Origin of the sequence: Amycolatopsis orientalis (assembly GCF_000943515.2) — a bacterium.
GTDB classification, from domain to species: domain Bacteria; phylum Actinomycetota; class Actinomycetes; order Mycobacteriales; family Pseudonocardiaceae; genus Amycolatopsis; species Amycolatopsis orientalis.
Genome location: NZ_CP016174.1, coordinates 3,603,511 through 3,617,764 on the forward strand (window position 1 = coordinate 3,603,511; position 14,254 = coordinate 3,617,764).

The window sequence follows — 14,254 nt, forward strand, 5'->3', positions numbered from 1 at the left end:
ACGGTTCTAACCGTCATTACCACTCACGAGGCCGGGTGAGGTCAGGTGTTGCGGTCTTCGAGGGCGTCCCGGATCTTGTCGATGAACGCCGTACCCGGGGCGAGGATCCGGTTCGCCGGCGGGCGGGCCGGGGCGGCGGGGTGCGGCCGGGTGGGCGCGATCTTCTTGGCCCGCAGGATCTTCTCGCCCAGGTCCCGTAACTCCTCCGCAGAGCAGGCGCCCTGCAGTTTCGGCAGCAGTTCGCCCTCCTCCTCTTCGATGTGGTGGCGGACGTCCTCGATCAGCTTCCCCATTAATTCGTCGAAGCGATTGTCCTTCGGCTCAAGGCCTTCGAGATCCTTCATGATCTGCTCGGCCTGGGAGTGTTCCTCGATCTCGTGGTCGGCGACCTCGTCCCCGTCGGGCAGATGCCGCCGGGCGGCGGGGTACATGTGCTGTTCTTCGGCGACCGAATGCCGCACCAGTTCGGCGATCAGGTGATCGGCGAGGTCCTTGCGGTGCGCGTCGCCGCCCTTACCGGACTCCAGTTCCTTGAAGATCCGTTCGAAAGCGCGGTGATCCTCGGTGATCACCGAAACGAGGTCGTGTTTGGTGGTGGTCATGGACACTCCTGTCCGTTGCATCAGTCCGACACGACACGGTTACCCCGATACGCGCGGGAATCACCCGGATTCGTCGGTGGCGTGATGTGGTGCGCCGACCGGTTTCGATTCCGGGGAACCGCGCTGGCGCAGATACACGCTGAACACCGCCATCGAGCCGATGGCGAGGAATTCCGACTGCCAGTTCTGCAGGGACCGGTTCCAGAAATCGGGCGAGGCCAGATAGCCGAACCAGCTCACGGGGTCGCCGAAGTCGGCGATCTGCTCGGCGTTGTAGGCACTCATCCCGGCCACCGACTGGGCCAGCCAGGAAAGCAGGAACAGGCCCAGCATCACAAGGCCGAGCGATATCGAGAAGACGCCGGTGCGCCAGCCGCCCGCCCGCACCCAGCGGGGTGACTCCTTGGTGGCGTGCGCCCCGATCTGCTGGGCTTCGTCGCTCTCCACGCCGACCCGATCGGCCGGTTTGGATTCGGGCGAACCGCGTTGCAACAGCCAGACGGTGGCGAAAACGTACAGGAAGAATTGCAGATACTCGGATTGCCAGTTTTCGGCGACGTCGACGGCGAAATCGGCGGAGGTCAGGTAATCGAGCAGGCCGACGGGTTCGACGGCGTGCCGTAATCGCCCGTCGTTGAAGTCGGCGAGGCCGGCGAACGCCTGCCCCGCGAGACTGGCGAGGAACAGTAATCCGAAGCCCAGTGAAAGCCCGTTGTCACGAAGGAAGCGCCGCATCATCCGCCTCCGTCACCGGTGCAGCAGTCCGAGCAGGATGCAGTAACCGAGCCCTGCCACGACGAAGACCAGGTAAACGCTGAACACCGCTCGTGCCTTCATGGCCCACCCACCGCGCAGTCGTACACCTGTTCGTTGCGGAGGTGGCAGCCCGCGCCGGTGATCAGCCACCCGGTGGAGAACTCGTGCAGGAAGAGGGTGTCGTCGCCGGTCTTGACCTGGGCTTCTTCGCTCCAGACCGACGCCGTCCCGGGTGTGCCGCCCGGGACAGCCGCCCCGGGGAGACTGTGTTCGCAACCGCCCGGCCCCCAGGATTCCCGGACCCGGGGTGCGAGCAAAGCGCACGCCGAGCGATGGTCACCCGAGGCGAGCGCGCCGAGGAATCGCCCGGTGGCCTCTTTCACCGGCTCCTGCCCGCTCGCTCCCGTGCAACCGGCGAGGAGCAAGCACGCTCCGAACGCCAGCACCTTGACGATCACGGATCAGGGGTACCCCCTGGAGTACGCGATTACACACCGCGTTTTGTCATGACGCCGGGTATTGGCTCGTACGCAGCAGATTCGCCAGATGGACGGCGTTGCGAGCCAAGGTGGAATTGGTCGATTCGACCGCTTCCGGGGTTTCGTCGAGGTCGTTGTAGTCCCCGCCCCTCATGGCCTCGCCGTTCCAGTACGTCCCGCCCTGCGCCGGCACGGTGAACCCGATGTCGTTGAGCGCCTGGAACAGGTCCGCGGTGATCTTGTGCGCCCCGTCCTCGTTGCCGACGACGGCGGTGACCGCGACCTTGCCGAACATCGACGGCCTGCCCTCGTCGTCCGTTTCGGACAGTTCGGCGTCGAGCCGCTCCAGCACCCGTTGGGCCACACTGGACAGGTGACCGACCCAGGTCGGTGTCGAGATCAGCAGGATGTCGGCGGCGGCGATCTTGCGGCGGATCTCGGGCCAGGCGTCGCCTTCCCCCATATCGGCCTCGACGCCGGGTTTGACGTCGTGATCGACCACGCGCACCAGTTCGCCGGTCGCGCCGCGTTCGGCCAGCTTGTCCAGCACCTGCTGGGCGATCAGCCCGCTGCTCGTCGGGGACGGCGATGGTTTGAGCGTGCACACCAGGGCGAGTGCCTTCAGCGGCTGGGTCATCGTGTCCTCCTGTTCGGGGTGGTGCCGAGTCCGGTGTGGGCGAACCCGGCCCTGGCGACGGCCGCCGGGTCCAGCAGATTCCGGGCGTCGACGACGATGGCGCGTTCGGCGGCGGCGGCGAGCCGGTCCCAGTCGAGTTCACGGAACTCGGGCCATTCGGTGAGTACCACCAGCGCGGTGGCGTCCTTCGCCACCAGATACGGATCGTCGACGACCTGGACGAGGTCGGTTCCGGCCGAGTCGACGCCGGGGTCATAGGCGGTCAGGATCGCGCCGCCCCTGGCGAGTTCCCTGGCGATCGCCAGCGCGGGGGAGTCGCGCAGGTCGCCGGTCCCCGCCTTGAAGGCCAGCCCCAGCAGCCCGATGCGGACGCCCTTGAGCGAGCCGTCCGAGGTGCCGGTGACCGCTCGCCGGATCTTTCGCGTCACGGCGGCCTGCTGGCGCGCGTTGGCCTTCATGGCGTCACGCAGGATGCCGAAGTCGACGCCCGCGTGCTCGGCGGTCCGCAGCAGCGCGGCGGTGTCCTTGGGCAGGCACGAGCCGCCCCAGCCGGGGCCGGGGGAGAGGAATGCGGGGCCGATCCGCGGATCGAGTCCCATGAGCCGCCCGACCTCGCGGATGTCGGCATCGTAGTGCTCGCAGAGTTCGGCGAGGATGTTCACATAGGACACCTTCAGTGCCAGGAACGCGTTGCTGGCGTACTTCGCCAGCTCGGCGCTCGCCGGGTCGGTGAACCACACCGGAGCGTCGGTCTCACCGTACAACGCGGCCACCCGTTCGGCGGCGCGCCGGTTCTCCTCCGTCGAGCCCAGCACGATCCGGTCGGGGTTCAGGAAGTCCTCGACGGCGTGGCCCTCGCGGAGGAATTCGGGGTTGCTCACCACCGGAAGGTCCGGCGTGCCCAGCAGTTCCGGCAACCGCGCCCCGGTGCCCACCGGCACGGTGGACTTCGTGACCACGACGCATCCCGTCTTCAGCAGGCCGGGCAGGGTGGCGACGACCTCTTCGAGGATACGGACGTCGGCGTTCCCGCCGTCACCTTTCGGGGTGGGCAGGCACAGCAGGACGAAGTCCACATCGGACAGTGTCTCGGGGGCCGTGGAGAACCGGAGCCGACGGCAGCTCAGCCCGTCGTGGACCAGTTCGGCCAGCCCGGGTTCGGCGATGGTGATCTCGCCGCGGTCCAGCGCGTCCACTTTGGACTGGTCATTGTCCACACAGATCACCTGGTGGTCCAGATGCGTGAAGCACGCGGCGCTCGTCAGCCCGACGTACCCGGCGCCGATCACCCCTACCCGCTCAGCCATGCGACGCCCTTTCCTCCAGCAGTCCTTCGGCCGCGGCGAGGACGCGGTCCTCGCGCACCAGCAGCAGACCCGGATCCGGCCGGTCGGCGTGCGGGTCGCCGACGTCGCCCACCCAGAGCACGACGTGCTGCCGCGCCCCGGGCGGCGGGCCCCAGCGGCACGGCGGGGTCGGCCCGAACAGCAGCACCGAAGGCGTTCCGTAAGCGGTGGCGAGATGCCCGGCGCCGGTGTCGCCACAGATGACCAGTTTCGCTTCGGCGACCGTCGCGGCGAATTCGGCGAGACCGCCGTCCCCGGCCAGAACGGCGTCCTCCGCCAGCCCGGCCCCTTCGGCGACCTCCCTGGCGAGTCCTGCCTCGGCGGCGCTGCCGGTGACGACCACCCGGTGCCGCCCGGCGAGTTCTCGCGCCACCCGCGCGTACCGCTCCGGAGGCCAGCGGCGGGCCGCGAACGCGGCACCGGGATGGATGACCACGGCGCCGGGTGCCGGACTCGGCCCCGGCGGCGGGGGAAGCCCGAGGGCATCGCGCTCCGCCGGGATGCGGGCCGCTTCGAGCAGACGGCACCAGCGGTCGACCTCGTAGACGTCCTCCTGCCAGTCCGGGCCGTCGACGCCGGGGAAGTCCGGATGGCGATGGGTGATCAGCTCGACCGGATCCTGCGCGAGGAGGTCGTGGATGCTCTCCGGTCCGCGGCCGTGCAGGTTGACCGCGAGCCTCGGCGGTTCCCCTGGCCACGACAGTTCGCCGAGGCCTGCCGTCGGCAGCAGTTCGTCGACCGCGTCGATGAGTTCGACGATGTCGCGGAGGCCTTCGGGGGCGGCGAGGACCAGCCGTTCGCCGTCGAACGCCCGGCGCAGCGCGCGCAAGGCGGGGATCCCGGTGAGCAGATCGCCCAGCCCGAGCGCGCGCAGCACGAGGATGCCGCCGCTCACGGCCACGACCCTTCTTCCGACGCGCAGACCACGAGTTCGCGGACTTCGCAGCCGGGTGGCTGCGACAGCGCGAACACCACACTCGCGGCGACGTGCTCGGGCTGGTTGAGCTTCGCGTCCGGCGGCGGCTTGTACTGCTCGGCCCGGTCGTCGAAGAACGCCGTCTGCATCCCGCCGGGGACGAGCAGGGTCACCCCGACGCGGCCGGCGAGTTCCATGGCGAGTGCCCTGGTGAAGCCGACGACGCCGAATTTCGAGGCGCAGTAGGCACTCGCGTCGCCCGCGACCCGGACCCCGAGTGTCGAGGCGCAGGTGACGACCGTGCCGTGGCTCCGGCGCAGAAAGGGCAGCGCCGCGCGGACCACCGCGGCCGTGCCGAGCAGGTTGACCCGGATCACGCGTTCCCAGTCCGCCGTGGGCACGTCGTCGAGCGCCCCGCAGGCGTCGGTTCCCGCCGCGGTGAACACGCCGTCGAGGCCGCCCGCGCGTTCGGCGAGTACCCGCACGGAATTCTCGGCCTCGGCGGTGTCCGCCAGATCCGCCCGGACGAAGTCGACGCCGCCGGCGGGTTCGGCGCGGTCGATGACCAACGGGGTGCCGCCCGCCTCGCGCACGGCTTCGACCGTCGCGGCACCGAGGCCGGAAGCGCCGCCGGTGATCAGGATGTTGCCGAGTGAGCGCATCATGCTCCTTCCGCCGCGGCCACCAGCCTGGAGGTGGAGTAGCCGCGGATGGTCGGGATCAGGACGATCTCGCCGCCGTGCCGGTGCACCACGGCGCTTTCGGGGAGTTCCCGGTCCGCGTAGTCGCCGCCTTTGACCCAGACGTCGGGGCGCAGGCGGTCCAGCAGTGCGGCGGGATCGGGTTCGTCGAAGATCGCGACGGCGTCGACGGAACTGAGTTCGGTGAGCAGCCGCGCGCGGTCACGGGCGGCCACGATCGGTCGTCCCGGTCCTTTCAGCCGGCGTACCGACTCGTCCGAGTTCAGGCACACCACCAGCGCGTCACCGAGGGCGCGCGCCTGGCGCAGCAGGCTGGCGTGCCCGGGGTGGAGCAGATCGAAGCAGCCGCCGGTGGCGACCAGCCTGCCGCCCCGCGCGCGCACCCGCGCGGCCACGTCGAAGGCCGAAGCGCCGTGGTTCAGGGTGTCCGGCTCGGGTTGGGTGTCCATAGTGGACAGAGTCGCGGCGCCCCCGGTGGCGACGAAGCGGGCCGCGGTCGCGACCGCGGTGGCCACCGCGTCGGCGGTGGACGCCCCGTCGAGCAGCGCGGCGGCCGCGGCGGAGGCGAAGCGGTCACCGGCGCCGCAGGTGTCCTTGGCGTTGATGCCGGTGGGCGGCCGGAACGTCGTGCACCGCTCGCCGTCGGTCAGCACGGCGCCGTCCTGCCCGGTGGTGACGCTGACCGCGTCCACGGGCCACAGCGCGTGGATCCGCTCGGCCAGCTCCGCGGGGCCGGACCGGGATTCGGTGAAATGCCCGGCCTCGGCGAGGTTCGGCGTGGCCAGCCGGACTCCCGCCACCGGTTCGGCGCCGCGGGGATGCGGATCCCAGACGATCGGGATCTCCCCGGCCAGTTCGGCGAGCAGGTCGCGGACGCCCGGGTGGGCTGTCACGCCCCTGCCGTAGTCGGCGACGAGGATCGTTCCCGCCGAGCGCAGCGCGTTCCGTACCTCCCGGGACAAAGGCGCGGTCCCCGCCGTGCCGTCGCCGCTGTCGAGACGGACGAGCGACTGGCCGGCGGCCCGCACCCTCGTCTTGGTGACGGTGGTGCTCCGCAACGGCATCGGGACGAGGGTGACCTCGCGTTCCAGCAGCCCGGCCAATGCGCGCCCGGCCTGGTCGCCGCCCAGGGGAGCGACCAGTACGACGTGGGCGGTGGACCGCGCCGCGAGCAGCGCCGCGAGCCCGGCGCCACCCGGCCGCCGCCAGTGCCGGTCGAGATCGACCACGGGGACCGGCGCGTCCGGGCAGAGGCGATCGGAGGTGCCGTCCAGGTCGACGTCCAACAGGGCGTCGCCGACCACGACCAGCGGCCTCACGTGGGCACCCCGAGCGCGTCGTCCAGCGCGGTGCACAAGGCGTGGACCAGCGCCAGGTGGACTTCCTGCACGGTCGCCGTGGACGGCGCTTCCACCGGGATCGCCTCGTGGCACAGCGCGGCGAGCGGATTGGGGGACGGGCCGGTCAACGCCCAGGTCGTGATGCCGAGTTCGTGGGCGGCCTTCGCCGCCGCGACCACGTTCTGGCTGGTCCCGCTGGTGGACAGGCAGACGAGGATGTCGCCGGGACGGCCGTGCGCGCGGACCTGGCGGGCGAACAGCTCGTGTTCGCCGTAGTCGTTGACGATGGCCGTACCGGCGGAGGTGTCCGCGTGCAGCGCGATCGCCGAGAACGGCCGCCGGTCGTTGCGGAACCGGCCGACCAGCTCACCGGTGAGATGCTGCGCTTCGGCGGCGCTGCCGCCGTTTCCGCACGCGAGCAGCCGTCCACCGGAAGACAGGACGAGGGCCAGATGCTCACCCCAGTCGCGAAGCTTCGGTGCCCAGGAACGAGATCTCCCGGCCGCCTCGCTCAAAGCGGCGAAGTGTTCTTCGATCACGACACACCTCCAAAGGCGTTCAGGGAATTCATGGGCGGCGGACCACGAATGGGCCGAGAGCGAGCAGGTCGATGGGCGCCGAGCCGAAACACTCCAAGGCGTCCCTCGGTGAGTCGACCATCGGCCTGCCCGCGGTGTTGAGGCTGGTGTTGACGACGGTGGGCAGCCCGGAGCGCCGCTCGAAGGCGCTCAGCATCCTGGCCACCAGTGGCTCCCGCGCGGCGTCGACGGTCTGCACGCGGGCGGTGCCGTCGACGTGGGTGACTGCCGGGATCCGGTCCCTCCATTGTGGAGCGACATCATGGACGAAAAGCATGTACGGACTGGGGAGCGGACCGCGGGAGAACAGCTCGCCGGCGCGTTCGGCCAGCACCATCGGCGCGACCGGCCGGAACTGTTCACGCCCTTTGACGTCGTTGAGCCGTTCGAGGTTCGCCTTGTACCCGGGATGGGCCAGCAGGGAACGGTGGCCCAGCGCGCGCGGGCCGAACTCGGACCGGCCCTGGAACCAGGCCACGATCCGGTCGTCCGCGAGCGCCTCCGCCACCGTTTCGGCGACGTCGTCCGGCCGCTCGTACCGCAGCTTCGCGGTGACGAGCGCGCTTTCCAGCTGGTCGTCCGTCCAGCCTCGGCCCAGATCGGCGCCGGACATCGGCTGACCCCGCTCACCGAAATCCGCCGCCAGTTGCAGAGCCGCACCGAGCGCGGTGCCCGCGTCGCCCGCGGCGGGCTGCACCCAGATCCGGTCGAAGGGGCCTTCCGCGTGGAGCCGGGTGTTCGCGACGCAGTTGAGCGCGATCCCGCCGGCCAGCGCGAGATCGGTGTGCCCGGTGTGGTCATGGAGCCCCCGCGCCAGTTCGAGGAGGACGTCTTCCAGGCAGCGCTGGACACTCGCGGTCAGGTCCGCGTGCACCCGTCCCGGCTCTTGTCCCGGCTCGACGGCGGGCGCCAACGACGCCCAGTCGGTCTCGTCGGTCCGGAAACCCATGCCGTTGGTGTGGACGTGCTCGCGGATCCGGTCGAGAAACCGCGGTTTCCCGTACGAGGCCAGCGCCATCACCTTGTATTCGTCGCTGGAGCGGGCGAACCCGAGGTGTTCGGTGAGGTCCTCGTACATCAGCCCGAGGGAATGGGGGAGCCGTTGTTCCGCGAGTTCCCCGAACTTGCCGTCGCGGTATTCACCGGCCAGATAGGACGTGCTCTCGCCCCGGCCGTCGGCGACCAGGACCGCGCAGTCGCCGAACGGCGCCGCCAGCGCGGCCGACGCGGCGTGCGCGACATGGTGCCGGACGAACCGGACGATCGAGGGGTCGAGACCGGGCAGCGCCGCCTTGAGGAAGGCGGGTGCGCGGCGGGCGAAATCGGTGCGCAGGCATTCGTTCTTCCCGTCGTGACCGTCGAGACCGGGCTCGACCAGCGCGGGATCGTAGGAATAGCCCACGGCATCGAGATCCTGGGGGGAGATGCCCGCTTCGGCGAGGCACCACGCGGCCGCTTCGGCGGGTTGTTCCCAAGCGGAGAACGGGACGGGGCGTTTGCCGTGTTTGCGGCGGCTGAAGCGTTCTTCCTCCGCCGCGGCCACGATCTCCCCGTCGACGACCAGCGCGGCGGCCGGGTCGTGGAAGACGGCGTTGACACCGAGAATACGCACCGCGCCACCTCTCTGTTCCGGGATGCGGGCCGTGACCCGCCTTTGCTCCTCTAGCGCTACCCGGTGCAGTTGTGGATAAACGAGGTGGCGCGAAAGCCCAGGACGTCGCTACTCAGCGAAGCGGCTCGAGGGGATGGTTCCGGGTGTACCAGGCGACGGTGCGCGGAAGTCCTTCCGCCATCTCGATCTTCGGCGCCCAGCCGAGTTCACGGCGCGCCAGCGAGATGTCCGGGCAGCGGCGCACCGGATCGTCGACGGCAGCGTCGATGTAGTCGATCCTGGACGAACTCCCGGTGACCGCGAGGATCTCCTCGGCGATCCGCAGGACGGTGAGTTCGTGCGGATTCCCCAGGTTCACCGGACCCGGCAGCTCGGACGCCGCCAGCGCGAGCAGACCGCGGACGGTGTCGTCGACGTAGCAGAGCGACCGGGTCTGCCGTCCCGTCCCGGCGACCGTGAGGGGCTTCCCGCTCAGTGCCTGACAGATGAAGGTCGGGATCATCCGGCCGTCGTCGGGGCGCATCCGCGGGCCGTAGGTGTTGAAGATCCGGGCGATGGCGGTGTTCACGCCGCGCTCCCGGCGCATGGCCGAGGTGAGGGCCTCGGCGTACCGCTTGGCCTCGTCGTAGACACTGCGCGGGCCGATCGGGTTCACGTGACCCCAGTAGTCCTCGCGCTGCGGATGCTCCTTCGGGTCGCCGTAGACCTCGCTCGTGGAGGCGAGGACGAAGCGGGCATCGTCGCGTTCGGCGATGTCGAGTGCGTGTTCGGTGCCGTACGACCCCGCGCGCAGCGTTTCCAGCGGGAGCCGGAAGTAGTCACGCGGCGAGGCGGCGGACGCCAGATGGAAGACGACGTCGAACCGGCCCGGTTCGGTCAGCGGCGCGGTGACGTCCCGGGGCACCAGCCGGAAACCGGGCAGATCCAGGAGATGCTCGACGTTGGCGGTGTGGGCGGTGGCGAAGTTGTCGGCCGCGACGACCTCCGTCCCCGCCGCCAGCAACCGCTCGCACAGGTGCGAGCCGACGAAACCGGCGCCCCCGGTCACCAGGGCACGTTTGAAGGCTGCGGTCATGGCGACGGGCTACCCGTGATGGTCTTGCGAAAAACCCGTGTGAACCGGGCTCAGCAGGGTAAGCGTCGGATATGCGCACATTGGTGATCGGCTGGGCGAGTTTCCGTCACGGTGAGGCGACCGCGGGAGACGTACTCAGTATGCGCCGGATCGACGAGGCGCTCTCCGCCGTCGGGATGCCGCACGACCTCGCGTGGAGCCCTGTCTACCGCCCGGACGCGCTGAGCTACGAGGAGGTGGATCCGGCCCGCTACAGCCATGTCGTGTTCGTCTGCGGGCCCGCGCACGGATGGCAGATACGTGAGGTGCACCGGCGGTTCGCGCACTGCTGGCGGATCGCCGTGGGGGTCACGGTGATCGATCCGGACGACGACACGGTCACCGGGTTCGACCACGTGCTGCCCCGTGATCACGGCGGGATCGCCGTCCCGGATCTCTCCACCGAGGCCGCGACCGACGAGGTGCTCGTCACCGGCATCATCCTCGCTCCGGAACAGCGCGAGTACGGCGACGCGGGCCGCCACGCCGATGTCCACAGCGCGGTGACGGAGTGGATAGCCGGGATCGACTGCGGGAGGGTGCCCCTCGACACCCGGCTGGCGTCGAAGGACTGGGAACGGTGCGAGACGCCGGATCAGTTCACTTCCATCCTGTCGCATCTGGACATCGTGGTCACGACGCGGCTGCACGGTCTGGTGCTGGGACTCCGGGCGGGTGTGCCGGTGCTGGCCGTCGATCCGGTCGCCGGTGGCGGAAAGGTGACCGCGCAGGCCGACGCGCTCGGATGGCCGGCGCTCATCCCGGCCGAGGAGGTCGTCCGGCCGGAGATCCTCGACTCGTGGTGGCGGTGGTGTTCCTCGGTCCAGGGCCGGGCGGTGGCCGCCCTCCGCGCGTTGCCGACGGACAACAGGCTGGTCCAAGACCTGGTCAAGGCGCTCAAGACGGGGCCCATGCGGTGACCGCCGCCCGGACGACGGTGGTGATCGCCACCCGGAACCGCGCCACGGAACTCACCCGGACCTTGACCGAGCTGACGGCTTTGCGGCCCCCGCCGCCGATCGTCGTGGTGGACAACGCGTCCAGTGACGATACGGTGGATCGGGTTTCGGGATTCCCCGGTGTCCGCGTGGTCCGGCTGCCGCGCAACCTCGGGGCAACGGCCCGGAACGTCGGCGTCGCGCTGGCGCGGACCCCGTATGTCGCGTTCAGCGACGACGACTCCTGGTGGGCCGAGGACGCCCTCCCCGAAGCCGAGCGGATCCTGGACGCCCATTCCGATGTCGGCCTGGTCGCGGCCAAAACCCTTGTGGGGGAAGAAGAACGTGAGGACCCGGTCGTCCAGCTGATGGCCGGGAGTCCGTTGGGCACGCCAGACGGTCTTCCCGGCCCCGCGGTGCTCGGCTTCCTCGCCTGTTCGGCCGTCGTCCGGCGGGAGGCGTATCTGCAGGTGGCGGGCTTCAGCCCAGTACTGCATTTCGGTGCCGAGGAACGGTTGTTCTCCTATGATCTCGCCGCCCATGGCTGGCGGTTGTGTTACGTGGACCGGGTCCGGGCCCACCATCATCCGTCGTCGGCGCGGCCGTCGCGGGGCCGGCGCGAGCGGACCGAACTGCGGAACCGGTTGCTGATCACGGTCATGCGGCGGCCGGTGCGGCGATGCGTCGCCGACGGGCTCCGCGTGCTCAGCCGCGTCCCGCGTGAGCCGCGAGTACTGGGCGCGCTCGCCGGGACGCTCCGCCGGCTGCCGTCGGCACTGGCCGGACGACGGCCGCTGCCCGCCCGCGTGGAGCGGCAGATCCGCGTTCTCGAACACGTGCAAGGAGGTTAGCGGTGGCGGACCGGATCACGGTCGTGATGATCACGCACAACCGGCGTGAGCAGCTGCTGGAAATGCTCGAACGGATGACCAGCCTGCCCGACGCGGCGCCGATCGTCTTGGTGGACAACGCTTCCACCGACGGGACCGCGGACGCCGTCGAGCGACGGTTTCCGGAGGTGCGGGTACTCCGGTCGCGCCGGAATCTGGGCGCGGTGGCCAGGAACGTCGCCGTCCGCGAGGTGAAGACGCCTTACGTCGCCTTCTGCGATGACGACACCTGCTGGCAACCCGGTGCCTTGACGCGCGCCGCGGAGCAGCTCGACCGGTATCCCGATCTCGGCGTGGTGACCGGCCGGTGCCTGGTGGAACCCGGTCTGGCGGAGGACCCCATCACCCCGGAACTGCGGCATTCGCCCGTCCCCGGGCCGGACTGGCTGCCCGGCCCCGCGTTGCTGGGCGTGATGGCGGGCCTGTCGGCGGTCCGGGTCCGCGCGTTCACCGACGTCGGCGGATTCTCCGAGCGGCTGTGGCTCGGCGGGGAAGAGGAGTTGTTCGCCCTCGACCTGGCCGCCCGGGGCTGGTGGATGTGCTGGGACGAGACGATGGTGATCCACCACGCTCCCTCGACCGTCCGGGATCCGCGGCGCCGTCGGCAGCTCGGGATCCGGAACACCCTGTGGACCCTGTGGTTGCGGCGACCGTTCCGGAGTGTCCTGCGGCGCATGGTGACCGTGCTGCGCTCGGCGCCACTCGACCGCGCGACCGCTTCGGCCGTCGTCGAGGCGGTACGGGGACTCCCATGGGTACTGCGGAACCGCGAGGTGGTTCCGGCGGAGGTCGAGCGGGGGCTGGTGCTGCTGGAGGACTCACAGCGGAAGTCGGTCGCGCGCCGATACGTCGGTTGAGGTGGGACTGGCACCCTCCAAAGGCTCGTGAGTGGCAAGTGTCGTTAGAACGTCACTTGCCACTCACGACCCACGCGACCCAGCGGCCACCGCGCGCGCCATGGAGGAGGTGAAGGGCGCTTTCCCCGCATCTCATGCGACGAAAGCGCCCTTCGCCGCATCTGACGCGAGGAAAGGGCCCTTCAGCCCACGCAGCCGGTACAGGACCTCGTGAGTGGCAAGTGTCGTTAGAACGTCACTTACCACTCACGAGCCCAGGGACCCACTCAGGAAAGAGAGGCGGCTTCTTCGACCGACTCGGTCCCGTTGGTCAGGACCCGCCGGTAAGCCCGTACGGAATCCGCCGCCACCCGGTCCCAGGAGTACCGCGCGCGCACCCGGTCGCCTCCCGCCACACCGAACGCCTCACGCATGGACGCGTCCGCCATGAGCCGCCGCAGCGCTCCCGCGAGTTCCCGGGGATCGCATGGCGGCACGTGCAGCCCGGTGACGCCGTGGACCACCGTGTCGATCAGGCCGCCGACGGCGGTGACGACCACGGGGACCCCGCACGCCATCGCTTCGAGCGGCACGATGCCGAACGGTTCGTACCAAGGCGTGCAGACGACGGCGTCGGCGGACCGCAGGAGGGCGGGCATGTCCGCCCGCGACACCTGCCCCGGCATGTGCACCCGGTCGCTCACCCCGGCCCGCTCGGCGATCCCGCGCAGCCGCCGTGCCTCAGGGTCGTTCCCGAGTTTGCCCGATTCGGGGCCGCCCGCGATCACCAGTTCGGTGTCGGGCACCATCCCGAGCGCGGCGATGGCGATGTCGAAACCTTTGCGCGGCACCAGTCTTCCCACGCTCACGATCCGATGTGGAGCGGTACGCGGGGCGATGTCGCCGTCCGCGGTGAACGTCGTCAGGTCGACGCCGCAGGGGATGACGGACACCCGGGACCGGGTCAAGCCCATGCGCACGAGTTCGAACACCTCGTCCGAACAGGTCGCGATCACCCGGTCGGCCTTCTTGGCGATCAGCCGTTCGAGGCGGACGCGGTCCGCCGGGCTGGTGTCGTTCTTGCCCTGGTAGCGCCGTTTCACCACGCCGAGCGCATGGAATGTCTGCGTCACCGGGATTTCGAGGTCTTTGGCCGCGAGGACCGAGGCGAGCCCGGACATCCAGAAGTGCGCGTGGACCACGTCGGGACGCTCCTTGGCCCACTTGGAGCGGAGCACCCGGCCGAACTCTCCCATATACGGAAGGAGTTCGTCCTTCGGCAGCTTCTTCGGCGGCCCGGCGGGCAGGTGGACGACGCGATAGCCGTCCGGCGTCTCGACCGTGGCGGGAGAGCGGCGGTTCTCGCGGCGCGTGTAGACGGTGACGTCATGCCCCTGCCGGGTCAACGCGGCGGAGAGCTCGGCGACGTGGACGTTCTGGCCGCCCGCGTCGGCTCCGCCCAGCGCCGCGAGCGGGCTGGCGTGCTCGGAAACCATCGCGATCCTCATC

At 70.2% G+C, this 14,254-nt stretch carries 15 protein-coding genes; 3 read left to right on the forward strand and 12 right to left on the reverse strand.

The genetic code is table 11. The annotated features are described in order from the left end of the window. Nucleotides 1–41: 41 nt before the first annotated feature. From SD37_RS16210 to SD37_RS16260, 11 genes are all read right to left on the reverse strand, one after another. Nucleotides 42–602, reverse strand: a complete 561-nt coding sequence (locus tag SD37_RS16210) for a hemerythrin domain-containing protein (protein WP_065912846.1) — start codon at nucleotides 600–602, stop codon at nucleotides 42–44. Nucleotides 603–662: 60 nt separating this feature from the next. Further along, nucleotides 663–1,340 carry a DUF6766 family protein gene (locus SD37_RS16215; protein WP_145926636.1) on the reverse strand — a complete coding sequence of 226 codons (678 nt, stop codon included), beginning with the start codon at nucleotides 1,338–1,340 and terminating at the stop codon, nucleotides 663–665. Between the two features lie 95 nt (nucleotides 1,341–1,435). Further along, entirely contained in the window at nucleotides 1,436–1,816 is a 381-nt protein-coding gene (locus SD37_RS16220; protein ID WP_052674853.1) for a hypothetical protein, read from the reverse strand. A 46-nt stretch (nucleotides 1,817–1,862) separates the two neighbouring features. Continuing rightward, complete coding sequence (locus SD37_RS16225) at nucleotides 1,863–2,474, reverse strand: flavodoxin family protein (protein WP_044850705.1); 612 nt, start codon at nucleotides 2,472–2,474, stop codon at nucleotides 1,863–1,865. Next, nucleotides 2,471–3,781, reverse strand: a complete 1,311-nt coding sequence (locus SD37_RS16230; RefSeq protein ID WP_044850704.1) for a UDP-glucose dehydrogenase family protein — start codon at nucleotides 3,779–3,781, stop codon at nucleotides 2,471–2,473. The genes SD37_RS16225 and SD37_RS16230 overlap by 4 nt, the downstream gene beginning before the upstream one ends. Next, nucleotides 3,774–4,721, reverse strand: coding sequence for a glycosyltransferase family 9 protein (locus tag SD37_RS16235; protein ID WP_044850703.1), 948 nt, complete (start codon nucleotides 4,719–4,721; stop codon nucleotides 3,774–3,776). The genes SD37_RS16230 and SD37_RS16235 overlap by 8 nt, the downstream gene beginning before the upstream one ends. After that, the gene (locus SD37_RS16240; protein WP_044850702.1) at nucleotides 4,712–5,398 is read right to left on the reverse strand and encodes an SDR family oxidoreductase; all 687 of its coding nucleotides are present in this window, start codon (nucleotides 5,396–5,398) and stop codon (nucleotides 4,712–4,714) included. Before SD37_RS16240 ends, SD37_RS16235 begins: the two co-directional genes overlap by 10 nt. Then, nucleotides 5,398–6,756, reverse strand: a complete 1,359-nt coding sequence (locus SD37_RS16245) for a PfkB family carbohydrate kinase (RefSeq protein WP_044850701.1) — start codon at nucleotides 6,754–6,756, stop codon at nucleotides 5,398–5,400. Before SD37_RS16245 ends, SD37_RS16240 begins: the two co-directional genes overlap by 1 nt. Then, nucleotides 6,753–7,316 (reverse strand): D-sedoheptulose-7-phosphate isomerase, encoded by a 564-nt coding sequence (locus tag SD37_RS16250; protein ID WP_044850700.1) that lies wholly within the window; start codon nucleotides 7,314–7,316, stop codon nucleotides 6,753–6,755. Before SD37_RS16250 ends, SD37_RS16245 begins: the two co-directional genes overlap by 4 nt. Before the next feature lie 28 nt (nucleotides 7,317–7,344). Then, nucleotides 7,345–8,967: a carbamoyltransferase family protein gene (locus SD37_RS16255; RefSeq protein ID WP_044850699.1), complete on the reverse strand. Its 1,623-nt coding sequence runs from the start codon at nucleotides 8,965–8,967 to the stop codon at nucleotides 7,345–7,347. Between the two features lie 112 nt (nucleotides 8,968–9,079). After that, on the reverse strand, nucleotides 9,080–10,042 hold the full coding sequence (locus SD37_RS16260) for an NAD-dependent epimerase/dehydratase family protein (protein ID WP_044850698.1): 963 nt from the start codon (nucleotides 10,040–10,042) through the stop codon (nucleotides 9,080–9,082). A 71-nt stretch (nucleotides 10,043–10,113) separates the two neighbouring features. Between SD37_RS16260 and SD37_RS16265 the strand changes: the two genes are divergently transcribed. The 3 genes from SD37_RS16265 to SD37_RS16275 are packed head-to-tail and all read left to right on the forward strand — an operon-like array spanning nucleotide 10,114 to nucleotide 12,766. Further along, complete coding sequence (locus SD37_RS16265; RefSeq protein ID WP_044850697.1) at nucleotides 10,114–11,001, forward strand: polysaccharide pyruvyl transferase family protein; 888 nt, start codon at nucleotides 10,114–10,116, stop codon at nucleotides 10,999–11,001. After that, nucleotides 10,998–11,870: a glycosyltransferase family 2 protein gene (locus SD37_RS16270; RefSeq protein ID WP_044850696.1), complete on the forward strand. Its 873-nt coding sequence runs from the start codon at nucleotides 10,998–11,000 to the stop codon at nucleotides 11,868–11,870. Before SD37_RS16265 ends, SD37_RS16270 begins: the two co-directional genes overlap by 4 nt. Nucleotides 11,871–11,896: 26 nt before the next feature. Then, nucleotides 11,897–12,766: a glycosyltransferase family 2 protein gene (locus tag SD37_RS16275; RefSeq protein WP_044850771.1), complete on the forward strand. Its 870-nt coding sequence runs from the start codon at nucleotides 11,897–11,899 to the stop codon at nucleotides 12,764–12,766. Nucleotides 12,767–13,032: 266 nt separating this feature from the next. On the opposite strand, the gene SD37_RS16280 is transcribed toward SD37_RS16275, so the two are convergent. Continuing rightward, nucleotides 13,033–14,253 carry a glycosyltransferase gene (locus SD37_RS16280; RefSeq protein WP_044850695.1) on the reverse strand — a complete coding sequence of 407 codons (1,221 nt, stop codon included), beginning with the start codon at nucleotides 14,251–14,253 and terminating at the stop codon, nucleotides 13,033–13,035. Nucleotide 14,254: the final 1 nt, after the last annotated feature.

Excerpts from the sequence above, each read along its gene's own strand:
- SD37_RS16240 (WP_044850702.1), bottom strand. The coding sequence starts at position 5,398 with ATGCGCTCACTCGGCAACATCCTGATCACCGGCGGCGCTTCCGGCCTC.
- SD37_RS16210 (WP_065912846.1), bottom strand. The coding sequence starts at position 602 with ATGACCACCACCAAACACGACCTCGTTTCGGTGATCACCGAGGATCAC.
- SD37_RS16230 (WP_044850704.1), bottom strand. The coding sequence starts at position 3,781 with ATGGCTGAGCGGGTAGGGGTGATCGGCGCCGGGTACGTCGGGCTGACG.
- SD37_RS16215 (WP_145926636.1), bottom strand. The coding sequence starts at position 1,340 with ATGATGCGGCGCTTCCTTCGTGACAACGGGCTTTCACTGGGCTTCGGA.
- SD37_RS16265 (WP_044850697.1), top strand. The coding sequence starts at position 10,114 with ATGCGCACATTGGTGATCGGCTGGGCGAGTTTCCGTCACGGTGAGGCG.
- SD37_RS16260 (WP_044850698.1), bottom strand. The coding sequence starts at position 10,042 with ATGACCGCAGCCTTCAAACGTGCCCTGGTGACCGGGGGCGCCGGTTTC.
- SD37_RS16280 (WP_044850695.1), bottom strand. The coding sequence starts at position 14,253 with ATGAGGATCGCGATGGTTTCCGAGCACGCCAGCCCGCTCGCGGCGCTG.
- SD37_RS16275 (WP_044850771.1), top strand. The coding sequence starts at position 11,897 with ATGATCACGCACAACCGGCGTGAGCAGCTGCTGGAAATGCTCGAACGG.
- SD37_RS16225 (WP_044850705.1), bottom strand. The coding sequence starts at position 2,474 with ATGACCCAGCCGCTGAAGGCACTCGCCCTGGTGTGCACGCTCAAACCA.